Source organism: Hongsoonwoonella zoysiae, assembly GCF_013266695.1.
Classification (GTDB): Bacteria; Pseudomonadota; Alphaproteobacteria; order Rhizobiales; family Stappiaceae; genus Hongsoonwoonella; species Hongsoonwoonella zoysiae.
This window is the reverse complement of record NZ_JABRXF010000002.1, coordinates 689479-705663: the sequence shown is the minus strand read 5'-3', so window position 1 is coordinate 705663 and position 16185 is coordinate 689479. Positions and strand designations below refer to the sequence as shown.

Here is a 16185-nt window from a genome sequence, read left to right as displayed (position 1 = left end):
ATGGAAACGCGCAGTCTCAAGACGAGCGCCGAGACGGAACTCGCGAGCCTCTTCGATGGCGCGCGCGAGCAACTCGCCGGATCGGACGCCGTCATCAAACTCCGAGAGCAAGCTTTTTCGGCTTTCGATGAGCGTGGCCTGCCTCACCGCCGGGTGGAGGAGTACAAGTACTCCGATGTCCGGGCAAAGCTGAAGTCAGCCTCCAAGCTCGTTGCCGCTGGCTCGAATGCTGAAGCGAAATCGGCGCTAGAGGCCGTCGAAACCTATGGAGATCTCGAGCGTTATCGCATTGTGATCAACAACGGTCGGCTGATGGCGGAGCTTTCCGACATTGAGGCGCTGAAAGGCGAGGGCGTTACCGTATCGAATCTGAACGCCGCGCTTGCTGACGCGCAGGACGAGGCGGACGGCCTTCTCAACGTTCCCTCAATTGCCGCAGCTGACCCGATGATCATGCTGAACACGGCGCTCGTCCTCGGTGGTGCAGTGGTCTCCGTCGGTGAGGGAACGGAAGTCTCCAGGCCAATCGAGATCGTCTATACGGCAAGTACAGCCGGCGCCCGTTACACGCGCTGCCGCATCGAGCTCGGCAAACGCGCGCAGGCGACCATCCTCGAAAGTTTCGAGGACAATACCGCCGAGGCGGAAGGCAATGCCGTGTCCGATTTTGTCATTGGTGATGAGGCCAGGCTGACGCTTGCGCGGGTCGTGACGGGAGAAGCGGTGCATGTTTCATCCGTGCTGATGAATATCGGCGGGTCAGCCGAGGTTAAGGCGATCGGCTTTAACATGGGGACTGATTTCGCCCGCACGCAATCCTTCGTCACTTTCTCCGGCGAGCATTCGAATGCCTCGCTTTACGGCATCACCATGGTGCGCGAGAAGCAGCATTCCGACCACACGCTCGTCGTCGACCACAAGGTGCCGAATTGTGAAAGCCGCGAGCGTTTCAAAGCGGTGATCGACGATTTTGCCGAAGGCGTTTTCCAGGGCAAGATCATCGTGCGCCCCCATGCGCAGAAGACAGACGGCCAGATGATGACGCAGGCGCTCCTCCTCTCGGAAGATGCGTCGATGTCGAACAAGCCGGAGCTGGAAATCTTCGCCGACGATGTCCAGTGCGCGCATGGCGCCACGAGCGGGCAGATTGACGAGGACCTTTTGTTCTATCTGCGTGCGCGTGGCATCCCCGAAGCGCAGGCCAAGATGCTGCTCGTGCTGGCATTCCTCGCGGAAGCGGTTGAGGAGATGGAGGATGAGGGTATCGTGTCCGCGCTTGAAGGCCGCATTCGCAACTGGCTCTCGGTTGAGGAGTAGGAATGGTGACTGAGGCCGACGTTATTCAGACGAAAAGCACGCCTTACGACGTGGCGGAAGTGCGCAAGGATTTCCCGATCCTGTCGCGTGAGGTCTATGGCAAGCCGCTCGTCTATCTCGACAATGGTGCGTCGGCCCAGAAACCGCAGGCAGTCATCGACGCCATGACCAAGGCCTATTCCGAAGAATATGCCAATGTACATCGGGGCCTGCATTTCCTGTCGAACCTCGCGACGGAAAACTACGAGGCGGCGCGCGAAACTGTGCGCCGGTTCCTAAACGCACCTTCGGTCGACGAGATTATTTTCACGCGCTCCACGACCGAAGCGATCAACCTGGTGTCCTACGGTTTCGGGACGGATCTGATCGGCGAGGGCGATGAGATCGTGCTCTCCATCATGGAGCATCATTCCAACATCGTGCCCTGGCATTTCCATCGTGAGCGCAAGGGCGCGGTCCTGAAGTGGGTCTATGTCCGCGAAGACGGTTCCTTCGACCTCGAGGCCTTCGAAAAGGCGTTGACCGAGCGCACGAAGCTGGTCGCGATCACGCATATGTCGAATGTCCTCGGCACCGTGGTGCCGATCAAGGAGGTGTGCCGGATCGCGCACGAGCGTGATATTCCGGTTCTGGTGGATGGTAGTCAGGCCGCCGTTCACATGCCGGTTGATGTTCAGGACCTGGGTTGCGACTTTTACGTCTTCACCGGTCACAAGGTCTACGGGCCGACCGGAATCGGCGCGCTTTGGGGGAAGGCGGAGCTTCTGGAGCGTATGCGCCCCTTTAACGGTGGCGGTGAAATGATTGAGGCCGTGACGGAAGATAACGTCACCTACAATCATCCTCCGCATCGCTTTGAGGCCGGGACGCCGCCGATCGTCCAGGCGATCGGCTTGGGCGCCGCACTGGACTACATGGAGATGCTTGGGCGGGATCGTATCGCCGCACACGAGGCCGAATTGAAGGATTACGCGCACAAACGCCTTGCCGAGATCAACTCGCTGCGAATCTTCGGGGAGGCTCCGGGCAAGGGGGCGATCATTTCTTTCGAGATGGAAGGCGTTCACGCCCATGATGTGTCGATGATCATTGATCGCAGCGGTGTTGCGGTACGTGCGGGCACGCATTGCGCTCAGCCGCTTCTCGAGCGTTACGGCGTAACATCCACCTGCCGGGCGAGCTTTGGCCTCTATAATACGCTTGATGAAGTCGACCGTCTTGCGGAGGCGCTACAAAAGGCGCACGCTTTCTTTTCATGAGTGATGAGATGACCGATACGACAAACACGACGATTGAACCGGAAGGCCCGAACGAGGCTCGTATCGGATCCTCGTCGAGCACTATCCCCTCAGAAGAGCTCGAACGGTTGACGCACGATATCGTCGATGCGTTGAAGACGGTCTATGACCCGGAAATTCCTGTCGATATCTATGAACTCGGCCTAATCTATAAGGTCGATATAGAAGACGATCGCTCCGTCGCAATCGACATGACGCTGACGGCGCCCGGATGTCCCGTTGCCGGTGAAATGCCTGGTTGGGTGGAAGATGCCGTAGGCGCGGTGGCCGGCGTCGGTCCGGTTACTGCAACGATCGTCTTCGATCCGCCGTGGACGCCCGAGCGTATGTCTGAAGAAGCGAAGGTCGCGCTTAACTGGTTTTAAGATGCTCTTTTGATAACTATATCTAGGCTAACCGTAAGCGATCGGATGTGAGCGACAATGGCTAAGATGAAATTCCCGGTGATGAAGCTGACCGATGCGGCGGCTGACCGTGTTCGGGAAATTCTGGAAAATTCCGACAAACCTGCCCTCGGCCTAAGGGTCGGGGTGAACAAGGGCGGCTGTGCCGGTATGGAATACAGCATGGATATTGTCGAGGAGGCTTCCGCCGGCGACGACGTTATCGAGGAGAAGGGCGTGACGCTTTTCGTCGATCCGGCTGCGGTCCTTTTCCTGCTCGGCACGGAAATGGATTATGAGGTTACCAAGTTTCGATCCGGCTTCGTGTTCCGAAATCCGAACGAAGTTTCGGCATGCGGCTGCGGTGAATCGGTTGAGCTGAAACAGGCCGACCCGTCCTTGCTGGCTTCCTGATCCGAATACGAAACCGCTCTCGGCTATAAGCTGTCTTCTCGGCGCAGGTTTGTTTCCACGCACCCTCGTGCCGGCAGGATTTGAGGGTGAAGAAATGGTTGCTTCGTTCGTCGGATTCGGAAAACTTGGTTATGGCCGTTAGTTCCACACTCCAATATGTCGCAGACGTGGTGGCTGACCTTGGCGATATCCGAGTCAAACGCATGTTCGGTGGCGCGGGACTTCTCTGCAATGACCTAATGTTCGCGTTGGAAGCTGGCGGCGCGGTCTACTTCAAGGCGGATGAGGTCAATCGTCCGATATATGAGGGCGCGGGAAGCGTTCCATTCAGCTACGAAATGTCAGGCAAACCGAGATCAATGTCATACTGGTCGGTGCCTGAGAGTGCTGTGGATGATCCGGATGAAATACGAAAATTGGCGGTTGAAGCGCTGGAGGCTGCTCGCCGTTCTGACCGCAGAAGGAAGGTCGGCAACTAAAATCTGGCTTTAGGCAACCTGCGGTGCACTCTTCGATCCGTCCAGGTCGCTTTCGCCGCAAACCTGATTCCGGCCGCCATGTTTTCCGGCATAGAGCGCCTTGTCCGCCCGCGCGATAAATGAATGTGCCGTATCATCGCTTCGCATGGTCGCAGCGCCGATGGTTATTGTGATACGGCCAAGATTCTCCCCGGTAGAGCGTTTAACCAGTTCCTTTGACATGACGGCGCGGCGGATCTGCTCGGCAACGGACATTGCCTGTTGCAACGTCGTGTGCGGCATGAGAATGGCGAATTCCTCACCGCCGTATCGGCAAGGAACGTCTTTGCCTTTTACATTCTGCTTGGAGGCGACTGCCACGAGACGGAGAACCTGGTCTCCCGTCTGGTGCCCGTAGTTGTCGTTGAATCGCTTGAAATGATCAATATCGGTGATAAGCAGCGAGAGTGGCTCTTTTGTATCTGCCGCGTGGCGCATCATCCGTTCGATCGACTGATCGAAATGCTTGCGGTTGTAGAGGGTCGTCAACTCGTCGGTGACCGATTCATGCCTAATGGCTTCAAGGCTTTCCCGAAGCGATTCGATCTGCCCACGAGATTCAATCAGCTGTTGTTCCAGGGCGGAATTTGCTTGCGCGGTATCTGTCGTCGCCTTCAGCAGTCTGGTTATCAGCGAATTGAGCTGGTCAGGGCTCTGAAGGTTTTCAAGCGCAATTCTCGCGCCTTCCAGTGAGTTTCCGTATTCGGAAACAATATCCGAGTTCTGCGATAGCCGGTCCAGCATATCCCGGATTTCAGCGGAAAGCTTGGTACCCACCTTGTCGATCCGGTCGCCCAATCGGTTCGGAGACAAAAACCGGTTGTAGATTTCCTGTACGCTCTCGGAGGAAAGATGCTCTGCATCGTCAGAGACGTCGTTTACAGCCTTGTTGAGCGCATGATTGAAACCGGCTGCGTAGGTGTACCAGACTTCATAAAAGCGAGGATATGCGGGCAGCGCGTGCTGACGAAGATAGTCGAGCGCGCGTTCCGCATAGACGATTGTCCGGGTGTGATCGTCTTCCTGAGCCATACCCCATCCTGTACAGGTGGTCGCAAATCCAGCGACGACGCACTTGCTTCATGAAGTGCATGAATATTGGCGCCGAAGGTTTAAGGCGGGGTTAAACGAGGGGGAATTCTCCCTTTTTCGTCCCGAAATGTTTTCTGGGTCAGAAAGGTTTCTCTGGTATTAGCTCGCGCGCTTGGGCCGTATTTCTCTTAGGAGGAAGGCTGGAACCTGATCGCTCAAGCCGAACACAACGTTATCTGCGTTGCGTGAGCTTCTGTTATTCTTGCCCTTTGATACGCCGTTTGAAGAATTGTCGCCGCGGCTTCTCCGTTGAGACGGCGCATTGGTTGACTTGTGACTGTCATCCTTTGTCTTGCCATCGGCATCAGCCTGGTGACCTTTATCCGATTTGCCTTGGTCCTTGCGCGTTCGGCGTGCTTTCCTCTCTGCCGCCGCTGCTTCGAAGTCGGTCGCATCTCCGAGCCAGTCGATCTTTTGATCGATCAGCTTCTCGATGGCGTCGAGATATTTGCGATCCCCTGGCGTGACGATCGTCAAGGCGACACCGGTACGTCCGGCACGTCCTGTTCGGCCGATCCGGTGAACGTAGTCCTCGGCATGGGTCGGGATGTCGTAGTTAAATACGTGGCTCACCTCGGGAATGTCGAGGCCTCGAGCCGCAACGTCGCTGGCGACAAGGATCGAAATGGTCCCCTTCCGGAAATTGTCCAGCATCGTCATTCGGGAGCGCTGGTCCATGTCGCCGTGGAGCGCGCCAACCGAGTAACCATGCCGGTCAAGAGAGCGGAATACTGTCTGCACATCGCGTTTGCGGTTGCAAAAGACGATCGCGTTTTTAAGTTCTTCCGCTTGATCGATGAGCTCGCGCAAGGCTGCTCGTTTTTCGAAGTCCTTTATACCCGCTGCGAAAACCTTCTGCGTTATCGTGTCGACGGTGGAAGATGTCTTGGCAACTTCAACCCGAGCCGGATTGTGCAGGAAGGTTTCCGTCAGCCGCTGGATCTCGGGCGGCATGGTGGCGGAGAAGAACAGTGTTTGCCGCGTGAAAGGGATCAGCTTGCAGATGCGCTCGATATCGGGAATGAATCCCATGTCCAGCATACGGTCGGCTTCATCGATCACAAGGATTTCCACACCCTGCAGGAGGAGTTTGCCTCGTTCGAAATGATCGAGCAGGCGGCCGGGAGTGGCGATGAGCACATCCGCCCCCCGGTCGATTACCTTGTCCTGGTCGCCGAACGATGTGCCGCCTATAAGAAGCGCCACATTGAGCTTGTGGTTCGTGCCGTATTTCTGGAAATTGTCCTCTACTTGGGCCGCCAACTCGCGCGTCGGTTCCAGAATGAGCGTACGCGGCATTCGAGCTCGTGCGCGCCCTTTTTCCAGAAGCGTCAGCATCGGCAGCGTAAAGGAAGCGGTTTTACCCGTTCCCGTTTGCGCGAGGCCCAGGACATCGCGCCGTTGCAAGACGTGGGGAATCGCACCGGCTTGGATCGGCGTTGGTTCTTTATAGCCGGCGGATTCGACCGCCGAGAGGACTTTATCGCTCAGTCCAAGTGAGGAGAATGACATATTACCTTGATATCGCTCGATGAATTTTTGCTTCGCGTTGTGTTTGGCCGCCCGAGATCGCTTTTCTTCGGAGATGCCGCGATCTGCGCGCACACTAACGTTAGACTTGGAAATGTCAATGATCGCCCGGCAATATAATGTACGGACAAGAATTATCTTTCCGTATCTCGGCGAATCGATTGCTAGTTACTTGCAGGTTGATAAATGTAGGCATCCAATTTGTCTTCTTCCAGAAAGAGTTCATAAGTCATTTCATTGCCGTCGACGGTGAGCGTATCGACAAACGCTGTTGTGCCTGTCACTTCGCTTTCACTGCGAATGTCCAGAATGCGGTCGCCGGAGGTTTCCACCTCGCTCACTTCAATGTTCGATTGTGTCTTTCCGTCGCCGCGGGCTTGAATGAACAGGCGGTCCCGATCCGCAAGCCGCACGATCACGAAACGCAATCCGGAGTCTGTTGGGCCGGAGATTGCGGCGATCTGTAATGCGTCAACGGGAAATTGTCGTGCCGCATCCGCTATCTTGTCAGCCCGGGCGTCGCCAGGTGCGTTGGCGGCGATCAGAAGGGTGAGAGCGGCTGTTTGAATTCGCCGAATACTGGATTTGGCTGTCATCAGATCCCGAACCATCGCTTGTCGATGCGATTTTATATTGGCGCTGCAGAGCTTGCTGGCAAGCTGTCGCCTGAGCGCGATGCCGCTATGGTGTGGTCACGCTAGCGGGAGCAAGGAAAAGGTATTTTTATCGCCGGTGTAGGCATTGTCGTAAAATCGCAGAAAATCCTCCAGATATCTCGAATGGATGCGGCGCTTCGCGTCCTGTGGAAGCGCATTGTATCGCATTGCGTCTTCAAGAGCCGACGCTTCGTCGATTTCAGGATAGGGTCCAACATCCGCGAGGCGCGTTTGCGAAAGCAGGGATCTCAGGTCTTCCCAGTCGGTAGCCAGCCTCTCTGCGCGAATTAGCATCTCGGGGATCATGTTCCCTTTGTGGCAAAGCAGGGATGTCTGGCTGCGCGTATGATTGTCGGCGCGGGTGTCGCCGATCGTGCAGGCCCGTTGCACGAATTCCTCGAACTTCATTCCGCTTCGAAAGCCGCGGAGTTTCCATGCGTCGGAAACGGAGTCCCGTTCTGCTATCTGCCGGCGGTAGCATGCCGCGAGCCTGTGCCCGGGATGACGGATGATTGCGAATGAGAAGGCGGGCGTTTGCCGGTACAGGAGTTCGCGTGGCGAGACCAGTTTCGTGCCTTCTATCCAGCCTCCCGGGTTTTTCACGGAAACGGCTGTCGGTGCGCCTCTGCTTTCCCGGACAATATGCTCAAGCGGGTGCCGAAGCAGCATGCTTGCCGCGTGCGGTATCCTGATAAAGGCTATGTCCTTTTCCGCCATCAGCACGCAATGCCTGTCGCGAAGAGGGCGGCGGTTGCGGTCGAGAACTGTGTAAATTGACTTCAGCATTATTATCAAGATTGGACAATTGTTGGAGGCAAAACACTGTTTCGAGTCGCAATCTGCTGCAAGACACGAATACGCTATATAAACCGGGTATAGCAGGAAGGCGGTCAGCCCCGTATTTTCAACCGTCGTTAGCCGGGCCGCTCCAACGCGGCCCAACGAATAAAGCAAGATCCTAAACGTCCAGATCCTCCGCGAATTCGGCGTTGTCCTGTATGAATTGAAAGCGCGCTTCCGGTTTATTTCCCATAAGCCGGTCGATCGTTTCTTTCGTTGAAAGCTGATCGATATCCTCGATACGCACCTGAAGCAGTGTGCGTTTTTCCGGGGCCATCGTGGTTTCCTTGAGCTGGGCCGGCAGCATCTCGCCGAGGCCTTTGAAGCGCCCGATTTCGATCTTTCCCTTGCCTTTGAACTCTTTGGCGATCAACTCGTCCTTGTGCTGGTCATCCCTTGCATAAATAGTCTTTCCGCCCTGGCTCAGGCGGTAGAGTGGGGGAACGGCAAGGTAGAGGTGCCCGTTTGTGATCAGGTCGGGCATCTCGCGGTAAAAGAAGGTGATAAGAAGCGAAGCAATATGTGCGCCGTCGACATCCGCATCGGTCATGATGACGACCTTTTCGTAGCGTAAGTCACTGTCGCGGTAGGAATTCCGCGTTCCGCAGCCGAGCGCCTGAATAAGATCGGAAAGCTGCTGGTTGGCGGCCAGTTTGTCGCGGCCTGCGTTGGCGACGTTCAGGATCTTGCCACGTAAGGGCAGTACGGCTTGCGTTGCCCGGGCGCGAGCCTGTTTCGCCGAACCGCCGGCGGAATCGCCTTCCACGATGAAAAGTTCGGTGCCGGCTGCCTGGCTGGTTGAGCAGTCTGCGAGCTTTCCGGGAAGCCGCAGCTTTCGCACCGCAGTCTTGCGGGCGACATCTCTTTCCTGGCGCCTGCGAAGGCGCTCCTCCGCACGATCGATCACCCATTCCAGAAGTTTGTTGGCTTGGTTGGGCGAAGCGGTCAGCCAATGGTCGAATTGATCGCGCAATGCATTTTCCACGACCCGTGTCGCCTCGTTCGTCGCGAGCTTGTCCTTAGTCTGGCCCACGAATTCCGGTTCACGGATGAAGACGGAAAGCATCGCCCCGGCCGATGTAAGCACATCGTCGCCGGTGATCAGCGCGGCTTTCTTGTTGCCCGTCAACTCGCCGTATGCCTTCAGGCCCCGCAGGAGGGCATATCTCAGACCCGCTTCATGGGTCCCGCCTTCCGGAGTCGGCACGGTGTTGCAGTAGGAATTTATAAAGCCATCTCCCGCAAACCACGTGACGGCCCATTCTACGGCACCGTGCCTGCCGTTACTGTGCGTCCGTCCCGCGAAAACGTCGTCAATTACGCGGCGTTCCTTACCAAGGGCTTCGGTCAGATAGTCCTTTAGGCCGCCCGGGAAATGAAAAGTAGCTTCGCTCGGTGTCTGGTCCTTTTCGCCGATCAGTTCCGGCGCACAGCGCCAGCGAATCTCCACACCGGAGTAGAGATACGCTTTCGAGCGGGCCATCTTGAACAGTCGCGCTGGCTGGAAGCGTGCCGAACGCCCGAAGATTTCAGTGTCCGGCTTGAATTTTATTACCGTGCCGCGCCGGTTGTGGACGTCGCCCACATTGGCCAGCGGGGATTGGGCGAGCCCGCGCTTGAATACCTGGCGATAGAGCTTGCGTGAGCGAGCGACCTCTACGATCAATTCCTCAGACAATGCGTTTACGACCGATATGCCGACGCCATGCAGACCACCCGAAGTTTCGTACACCTTGCTGTCGAATTTACCGCCGGCATGCAGCGTGGTCATGATGACTTCGAGCGCTGATTTGCCCGGAAACTTCGGATGTGGGTCGACTGGAATGCCTCGGCCATTATCCGTTACGCTTAGGTAGCCATCCGCATCCAGCACCACCTCGATCCAGCTCGCATGGCCTGCCACGGCCTCGTCCATCGAATTGTCGATGACTTCCGCGAAGAGGTGGTGAAGCGCCTTTTCGTCGGTGCCGCCAATGTACATGCCAGGCCTGCGGCGCACGGGCTCCAGGCCTTCAAGCACCTCGATATGGTCGGCCGTATAGTCGCTGTCGATTGCCGACGAACCGCGTGGCTGCACAGGAACTTCCTTCAGCTTTTCGCGGCGCTTCTCCGCTGTCGCTTTTCCATCGTCCGGCTCGGGGCCGGTCGCATCGGCATTTGCGAACAGATCGTTTTTTGCGCTCATCTGGCTTTACCGTTTCGAGGTGCGCTTCACCATGGCCCCTTCATTGTGCTTCGAAGCTTCGTGTTCAGGGTCGGAGAAGGAGAGTGAGGCGAATCGCTGACCATTGTGGCAGTTACGCGACAGCGGGACAAAGTTTCGATTTACCTTATGCCCGCAATTCTAAAGCATATCCCGCCAAAACGAAATCAGGTCTGGCGGCAAGAATATATCGCAACGATTTGATTTCATGTCGATTTCTTGCTTCTGGAAAGTGGTCTCACTTGCGTAGGGAATCCTCTTTGCATTCGATGCATGGGAAGGCTTCAAGTCACTGGTTTAGGGTGTTGCGAAAACCAAATCTAAACCCGGTCATGTTCAAATGATTTCAATGTGAAACGACAGATGGGTCCAGATCCTAATGCCGAGGCCCTACGGCCTTTCGACCAGCGTCCCTGCGCGTGCCCGCCGCGCTGTGTCGTGCATTGCTTCGCCCGTCATGGGTTTGCCCGTTCTGTTGTTCTGCTGCAACAGCTGAATCGGAATGCTTAGGGTATCTTGGATCTTGAAAAGTCTTGCCGCCATTCGGTCAAGATCTGCGGGCTTGTCGCTTTTGTCGGCCCGCGGCCGATGGCGGGCCAACTGCAGCGGATGTCGTTGCATCCGATGTCGATATTGGTGGCGAGATTCGGTCGGTCTTCCCTCGTTTTCGGGGGGTAGCGGATGGGGAGTGGACAACAAGAGTTTCATGGATCGGCAAATGATCTGAATTACGCCGTAGTATCGCCGAAAAATCCCTGCACAGTGTTGGTAATTCAGCCCCGCACGCAGGGTCCCGAGGTCGACGGTGGCAGGTGAGTGCGAATGGGTAGCGCCGGGAAAACCGGCCGGTAACAGAGAGGCGTCTTCGCTAATCCGGCGAATGACGAACGGATGTCATGCGATCGAAGAGATCGGGGATTTATCTTGCCTTGCTGGCTGCGGCGACGATTGTTGCCGGGCCTGCGCTGGCGCTGGATGAAAAGAAGGCAACCGAGGGTGGTGTCGTTGAGCCTTCGGATCTTTCTCCCGGCGAAGCGCTGCGCGTGGGAACCCGTTTCTACTATTCCGGCGAAAAGGCGCGTGCAGTGGATTCGCTGCGCTTCGCAGCGGAGAACGGCCACCCTCTGGCCGCCTGGAAGCTTGGCAAGATGTACGCCGCCGGGGATGGCGTGAAGGAAGACGATCTTAAGGCGTTCGAATATTTCCGCCAGGTCGCGAGCCAGTATGGTGATGACAGTCCGACGTCGCCTCGCGCCCCATTCGTGGCCAGTGCGTTCGTTGCGCTTGGCAGCTATTATCTGACAGGTATCGGTGAAAGCTCCGTACAGCCTAACGTCGCACGGGCGCGCGAAATCTTCACCTATGCCGCGTCCTATTTCGGCGATGCAGACGCTCAGTATCAGCTCGGTAAGCTTTATCTGGCGGAAAGCAGCCCGAACAAGCAGATGGCCGCCCGATGGCTGAAGCTTGCCGCGCGCAAGGGGCATGTCGACGCTCAAGGGCGGCTGGGTGATCTTTTGTTCACGTCTAGCTTCCATGGCGATGCCAAGGTGCGCGGGCTTATGTGGCTCAACATCGCGCGAGCCAGCGCCACCGGGCCCGAACGGCAATGGATTGTCGATGCGCAGGAGCGCTGTTTCGGGCTGGCGGACGAAAGTATTCGCCGGCGGGCGGAGCGGCTTTCCAATGCCTGGCTTGAGAAGAATGCCCCGGTATTGGCCGACAGCGGACAATAAAGTCAGAGACAGGCGCGGCTAACGGCATTCGCAAGAACGTAGTATTTGGGTCTTTCAGCCTTTTGATGCGTTCGGCCGTGTTGTGTTCTGTGCAGGATTAGGCGTGTCGTTGAGGTCGGGCACGTCGAGTGAAGTTATCGGACATTGTGTCTCGATGCGCTGCCAGGAGGTGTTGTTCAGCACGATCTGGCATTGCGCCAGCCATGGGCCGTTTGGCCCGCTCAGGCATACCACGTCGCCCAATTGATAGTCGGCTCCGCGGTAGCGGCAGGTACAGTCGATGTTTTCGCCGGCCCAACTCTTCAAAGTGGACGCGGGAAAAAGAGCAAGCGCCATCAGGAGGGCGCTAATGACTTTCCACCTCATGGACAAATATTAGCACGAACCGCCTGTCGTGCGCAGATCATTTGTTGTAGGTGTTCCAGCCGTTGATGCGCCGCCACTCGCCAAGATTGACGCCTTGTCCGTCGACCACGTGGTAGGTGTCATGAGCGGCGGCCGTCATGCATGCGTGGTTCGCAAGGACTTGAAGTCGGCTTCCGATCGGAAATCTCGTGAAATCAATTTCCTGACCGTCGCGGGTTGTGACATAGCCGTGCTCCTGGCTCACACCTTCCATTGTGAGATTCGGGATGACCTTGCCGTCTTCGTCCGCAAGGAATCCGTAGCCACAGTCGTTTTCCTGTGTCGCACAGGAGCGATCTTTCGATAGGGCGAGCCCGCCTGCGTCCAGGATCAGCCGGTTCAGGTGCGGGGCGTGGCTGATGACGCTTGCAAGCACGCTTACTGCCATGTCGTCGAGAGTCGTAACGCCGAGGTTCGCCTGGAAAACGTCCTGGAACATGTACACGCCAGCCCGAACTTCCGAAACACCGTCGAAGGAGCGTCCGAGCTGGGCTGTGGGCGTCGATCCGACGCTCACGATCGGACGTGGAATTCCCGCCTCGCGAATTGCATCCGCGGCCGCCACCGTGGTGCTTCTTTCCTGTTCGGCCATAGCCTCGATCTTGGCGAGAGAATTGGCGCTATAGCTCTCCCCGCCATGCGCCATGACGCCGAAAAGCTGAAGCCTGTCCGCATCGTGGACCGTTTGCGCGATCTCGATCAGCCGGGCTTCGTCGGGCCGCAATCCCGTCCTGTGCCGGTCGACATCGATTTCGAGAAACACCCTCAGCGGCGGTCCATCGATCGTTGCGGAGGCCAATGCCCTTGCCGTTTCCAGCGTGTCGAGACAGACGGCTACATCCACTCCCTTGCGATTGAGAGCGGACACCCGGTCCAGTTTCGACGGAATGATGGATACCGCATAAAGGATGTCCGTCAGGCCGTGGGCCGCAAAATATTCAGCCTCCCGCAGTGTCGATACGGTCCACCTGTCGGCCCCGTGTTCCGCGCAGATGCGTGCGACGTCGATGGATTTTGCGGTCTTCAGATGCGGCCGCAGCGGGACACCGATCTCGCGGAAGCGATCCGCCATTGCCTTGATATTTCGTTCCAGCCGATCGCGGTGAAGGATCAGACAAGGCGTTTCGAGATCGGCGGGAAGGGGCATCGTCAGATTTCTCGCACCATGGAAATGTCTTTTCAGGTGGCCAGGTTCACCCAGACGGGAACATGATCGGACGGTTTTTCCCAGCCGCGCACGTGCTTGTCTATACCGCAATCTTTAAAAAGGTCAGTTGCTTGCGGCGACATGAGGATGTGGTCGATGCGAATGCCGTTGTTCTTCTGCCACGCACCTGCCTGATAGTCCCAGAAGGTATAGACGTCCGCGCCGTCGGTGGTTGCCCGCAACGCTTCGGTGAAGCCCAGGTTGGCAAGCGAGCGAAAAGCCTGCCTGCTCTCCGGCTGAAAGAGGGCGTCTTCGACCCAATTTTCAGGGTTTTTCGCGTCGATCGGGTCGGGTATCACATTGTAGTCGCCAAGCAGGAGAAAGACTTCTTCGCCCGCCAGATTTTCCATCGCCCGTTTTTGCAGACGCTCCATCCAGGAGAGTTTGTAGGTGAATTTCTCGCTGCTGACCGGATTTCCGTTCGGCAGGTAAAGGCAACCGACGCGCACCGTCCGCGCAGTATTGGGCAGGGGGACGATACCCTCGATATAGCGGGCCTGTTCGTCGCCATCGTCGCCCGGTAGCCTGCGAATCACCTCATCGAATGGAGTTTTGGACAGGAGAGCGACGCCGTTGAAGCCTTTTTGTCCATGCGTTTCAACGTTGTAGCCGAGATCTTCGAACGCCTCGCGGGGAAAGCTTTCGTCAATCGACTTGATCTCCTGCAGGCAAGCAATGTCGGGGGTTGTTTCCTTCAACCAGTCGAGAACGGTATCTATACGCGCTTTCACGCCGTTGATGTTCCAGGTGGCGATCTTCACGCGCAACTCTCCTGAAGTGTTTTTTTGGTATCGAACGGTTTGTCGCGTCAGAACACCGAAAAGCTCGTGCCGCAGCCGCAGCCTGCTGTGGCATTCGGATTGTTGATCTGGAATGCCTGCCCGATAAGATCGTCGACGAAATCGATCTCCGATCCTTCCATATATTGCATGGATACCGGATCGATAAGCACGGTCGCGCCATCGCGTTCAAGAACGAGATCGTCGGCTTCCCGTTCGCTCACAAGGTCGTACTTATATTGAAAACCGGAGCAGCCGCCACCTTCCACGCTGACGCGCAGAACCGTGCCGGGAGCTTCCTTCGACAGGATCTTGGCAATCCGGCGCGCGGCGCGTTCCGTTATGACGACAGGCGTGCTGATCGTTTCGGTCATTATCTGATATCTCGGCTCTTTGAGCGGGCGTGACCGGAAATCCGTGTCATGATCGCTCCGCCCTTGTTTGAAAGCTTATCAGATAGGTATGAACGGGCGAAGTGTCCGTCAATAAGCTTTCCTTTGCTGGAAGTTCATCGGGGTCAGAATCCAAGCGGGAGCCGATATGGTCGCCACATTGGGATACGGGGCGCAGCCGCGCGCGGCATATGCGGTCAATCCGGATGAAAGCCGGGGCAGGCTTTATCCGGAGTCGGAGAGCCCTACGCGCACGCCCTTTCAGCGTGATCGAGACCGGATCATTCATTCCGCAGCATTTCGCCGTTTGAAACACAAAACGCAGGTTTTCGTCTATCACGAGGGCGATCATTACCGCACGCGCCTCACGCACACGATCGAGGTCTCGCAGATTGCGCGTTCGCTGGCCCGCGCCTTGCGGCTCGATGAGGATCTGGCGGAATGCCTGGCACTCGCACACGACCTTGGCCATACGCCTTTTGGTCATGAAGGCGAGGATGTCATGCATGAATGCATGGCGCCTTACGGCGGGTTCGACCATAACGCCCAATCCTTGCGCGTCGTGACGAGGCTGGAGCGCCGCTATGCGGATTTCGACGGCCTGAACCTCTCATGGGAAACGCTGGAGGGCCTCGTCAAGCACAACGGGCCGTTGATAACGCGCGAGGGTGAACCTCTCTGCAAATTCGCCGGTACCGAATTGCCTTTCGCCGTTCGCAAATTCGCCGAAGAATACGATCTCTGGCTGTGGTCCTGGCCCAGCGCGGAAGCGCAGGCGGCAGCGATCGCCGACGATATCGCCTATGACGCGCATGATCTGGATGACGGATTGCGCGCCGGCCTCTTCGAAGTTGAGGAAATGCGAGAGGTACCCTTCCTCGCCAGCATTCTTGAGGAGGTGGATGACCGTTATCCGGGCCTCGAGCTGCCGCGCAGAATCCATGAAATCGTGCGCCGCTCCATTACGCGGATGGTAGAAGATGTGATTTCGGAAGGAATTCTGCGCCTTGGCAAGCTTGATCCGCGGTCCGCGAATGACATTCGCAATGCCTCCGGAGCCATGGTCGACTTTTCTCCGGGCATGCAGCTTGCGGAAAAAGAGGTGAAAGCCTTCCTGTTCGCGCATGTCTATCGCCATGAAGAGGTTCTTGCCGTCAGAAGGCGGGTTTCGAAGGTTGTGCGGGACTTGTTCGACCGTTACATGGCCGAGCCTGCCGCCATGCCCGACGAATGGCATGAAGGTCTGGAAGGTGCGGATAGGGCGGGCATTGCCCGGCGCGTTTGTGACTATATCGCCGGGATGACGGACCGTTATGCCGTCGATGAGCATCGCCGGTTGTTTGACGATACACCTGAATTGGGTTAGTTCCCCGCAAAGTTCCCGAGATTGAAATTCCCGAAATGGAAAAAGACGC

General features: G+C 57.0%; 16 protein-coding genes. 7 read left to right on the top strand and 9 right to left on the bottom strand.

The features are described 5' to 3' along the window. The 5 genes from sufD to HPQ64_RS14430 all read left to right on the top strand — a co-directional run bounded on the left by sufD (window position 1) and on the right by HPQ64_RS14430 (window position 3891). Window positions 1–1317, top strand: coding sequence for a Fe-S cluster assembly protein SufD (sufD, locus tag HPQ64_RS14450; RefSeq protein ID WP_210260279.1), 1317 nt, complete (start codon window positions 1–3; stop codon window positions 1315–1317). Window positions 1318–1319: 2 nt separating this feature from the next. Continuing rightward, window positions 1320–2576: a cysteine desulfurase gene (locus tag HPQ64_RS14445; protein ID WP_172889217.1), complete on the top strand. Its 1257-nt coding sequence runs from the start codon at window positions 1320–1322 to the stop codon at window positions 2574–2576. An 8-nt stretch (window positions 2577–2584) separates the two neighbouring features. Next, the gene (locus tag HPQ64_RS14440; RefSeq protein WP_172889216.1) at window positions 2585–2980 is read left to right on the top strand and encodes an SUF system Fe-S cluster assembly protein; all 396 of its coding nucleotides are present in this window, start codon (window positions 2585–2587) and stop codon (window positions 2978–2980) included. Window positions 2981–3037: 57 nt separating this feature from the next. Then, window positions 3038–3412, top strand: a complete 375-nt coding sequence (gene sufA / locus HPQ64_RS14435) for a Fe-S cluster assembly scaffold SufA (RefSeq protein WP_172889215.1) — start codon at window positions 3038–3040, stop codon at window positions 3410–3412. 86 nt (window positions 3413–3498) lie between these two features. Next, on the top strand, window positions 3499–3891 hold the full coding sequence (locus tag HPQ64_RS14430) for a TfoX/Sxy family protein (protein WP_172889214.1): 393 nt from the start codon (window positions 3499–3501) through the stop codon (window positions 3889–3891). A gap of 9 nt (window positions 3892–3900) precedes the next feature. Here the strand turns inward: HPQ64_RS14430 and HPQ64_RS14425 are convergent, their stop codons facing one another. From HPQ64_RS14425 to parE, 5 genes are all read right to left on the bottom strand, one after another. After that, window positions 3901–4962 carry a GGDEF domain-containing protein gene (locus tag HPQ64_RS14425; RefSeq protein ID WP_172889213.1) on the bottom strand — a complete coding sequence of 354 codons (1062 nt, stop codon included), beginning with the start codon at window positions 4960–4962 and terminating at the stop codon, window positions 3901–3903. Between the two features lie 159 nt (window positions 4963–5121). After that, entirely contained in the window at window positions 5122–6534 is a 1413-nt protein-coding gene (locus tag HPQ64_RS14420; protein ID WP_172889612.1) for a DEAD/DEAH box helicase, read from the bottom strand. A gap of 182 nt (window positions 6535–6716) precedes the next feature. Then, on the bottom strand, window positions 6717–7148 hold the full coding sequence (locus tag HPQ64_RS14415; protein ID WP_172889212.1) for a hypothetical protein: 432 nt from the start codon (window positions 7146–7148) through the stop codon (window positions 6717–6719). Between the two features lie 96 nt (window positions 7149–7244). Continuing rightward, window positions 7245–8162, bottom strand: coding sequence for a sulfotransferase family 2 domain-containing protein (locus HPQ64_RS14410; protein WP_172889211.1), 918 nt, complete (start codon window positions 8160–8162; stop codon window positions 7245–7247). Window positions 8163–8166: 4 nt separating this feature from the next. Continuing rightward, on the bottom strand, window positions 8167–10233 hold the full coding sequence (gene parE / locus HPQ64_RS14405; RefSeq protein WP_172889210.1) for a DNA topoisomerase IV subunit B: 2067 nt from the start codon (window positions 10231–10233) through the stop codon (window positions 8167–8169). Between the two features lie 914 nt (window positions 10234–11147). Between parE and HPQ64_RS14400 the strand changes: the two genes are divergently transcribed. After that, a complete protein-coding gene (locus tag HPQ64_RS14400; RefSeq protein WP_172889209.1) occupies window positions 11148–11987 on the top strand; it encodes a tetratricopeptide repeat protein in 840 nt (279 codons plus the stop codon). Window positions 11988–12041: 54 nt separating this feature from the next. Here the strand turns inward: HPQ64_RS14400 and HPQ64_RS14395 are convergent, their stop codons facing one another. The 4 genes from HPQ64_RS14395 to erpA form a co-directional block, all read right to left on the bottom strand. Then, window positions 12042–12323 carry a hypothetical protein gene (locus HPQ64_RS14395; protein ID WP_172889208.1) on the bottom strand — a complete coding sequence of 94 codons (282 nt, stop codon included), beginning with the start codon at window positions 12321–12323 and terminating at the stop codon, window positions 12042–12044. 67 nt (window positions 12324–12390) lie between these two features. Then, window positions 12391–13539 (bottom strand): alanine racemase, encoded by a 1149-nt coding sequence (locus HPQ64_RS14390; RefSeq protein ID WP_172889207.1) that lies wholly within the window; start codon window positions 13537–13539, stop codon window positions 12391–12393. A gap of 32 nt (window positions 13540–13571) precedes the next feature. Then, window positions 13572–14360: an exodeoxyribonuclease III gene (gene xth / locus HPQ64_RS14385; RefSeq protein ID WP_172889206.1), complete on the bottom strand. Its 789-nt coding sequence runs from the start codon at window positions 14358–14360 to the stop codon at window positions 13572–13574. 47 nt (window positions 14361–14407) lie between these two features. Next, on the bottom strand, window positions 14408–14752 hold the full coding sequence (erpA, locus tag HPQ64_RS14380; protein ID WP_172889205.1) for an iron-sulfur cluster insertion protein ErpA: 345 nt from the start codon (window positions 14750–14752) through the stop codon (window positions 14408–14410). Window positions 14753–14918: 166 nt separating this feature from the next. On the opposite strand from erpA, the gene HPQ64_RS14375 reads away from it, so the two are divergent. Then, window positions 14919–16136 (top strand): deoxyguanosinetriphosphate triphosphohydrolase, encoded by a 1218-nt coding sequence (locus HPQ64_RS14375; protein WP_172889204.1) that lies wholly within the window; start codon window positions 14919–14921, stop codon window positions 16134–16136. Window positions 16137–16185: the final 49 nt, after the last annotated feature.

Bases quoted from the DNA above. Each gene is read 5' to 3' on its own strand.
- sufD (WP_210260279.1), top strand. From the start codon at position 1: ATGGAAACGCGCAGTCTCAAGACGAGCGCCGAGACGGAACTCGCGAGC.
- HPQ64_RS14445 (WP_172889217.1), top strand. From the start codon at position 1,320: ATGGTGACTGAGGCCGACGTTATTCAGACGAAAAGCACGCCTTACGAC.
- HPQ64_RS14440 (WP_172889216.1), top strand. From the start codon at position 2,585: ATGACCGATACGACAAACACGACGATTGAACCGGAAGGCCCGAACGAG.
- sufA (WP_172889215.1), top strand. From the start codon at position 3,038: ATGGCTAAGATGAAATTCCCGGTGATGAAGCTGACCGATGCGGCGGCT.
- HPQ64_RS14425 (WP_172889213.1), bottom strand. From the start codon at position 4,962: ATGGCTCAGGAAGACGATCACACCCGGACAATCGTCTATGCGGAACGC.
- HPQ64_RS14420 (WP_172889612.1), bottom strand. From the start codon at position 6,534: ATGTCATTCTCCTCACTTGGACTGAGCGATAAAGTCCTCTCGGCGGTC.
- HPQ64_RS14415 (WP_172889212.1), bottom strand. From the start codon at position 7,148: ATGACAGCCAAATCCAGTATTCGGCGAATTCAAACAGCCGCTCTCACC.
- parE (WP_172889210.1), bottom strand. From the start codon at position 10,233: ATGAGCGCAAAAAACGATCTGTTCGCAAATGCCGATGCGACCGGCCCC.
- HPQ64_RS14400 (WP_172889209.1), top strand. From the start codon at position 11,148: ATGCGATCGAAGAGATCGGGGATTTATCTTGCCTTGCTGGCTGCGGCG.
- HPQ64_RS14395 (WP_172889208.1), bottom strand. From the start codon at position 12,323: ATGGCGCTTGCTCTTTTTCCCGCGTCCACTTTGAAGAGTTGGGCCGGC.
- HPQ64_RS14390 (WP_172889207.1), bottom strand. From the start codon at position 13,539: ATGCCCCTTCCCGCCGATCTCGAAACGCCTTGTCTGATCCTTCACCGC.
- erpA (WP_172889205.1), bottom strand. From the start codon at position 14,752: ATGACCGAAACGATCAGCACGCCTGTCGTCATAACGGAACGCGCCGCG.
- HPQ64_RS14375 (WP_172889204.1), top strand. From the start codon at position 14,919: ATGGTCGCCACATTGGGATACGGGGCGCAGCCGCGCGCGGCATATGCG.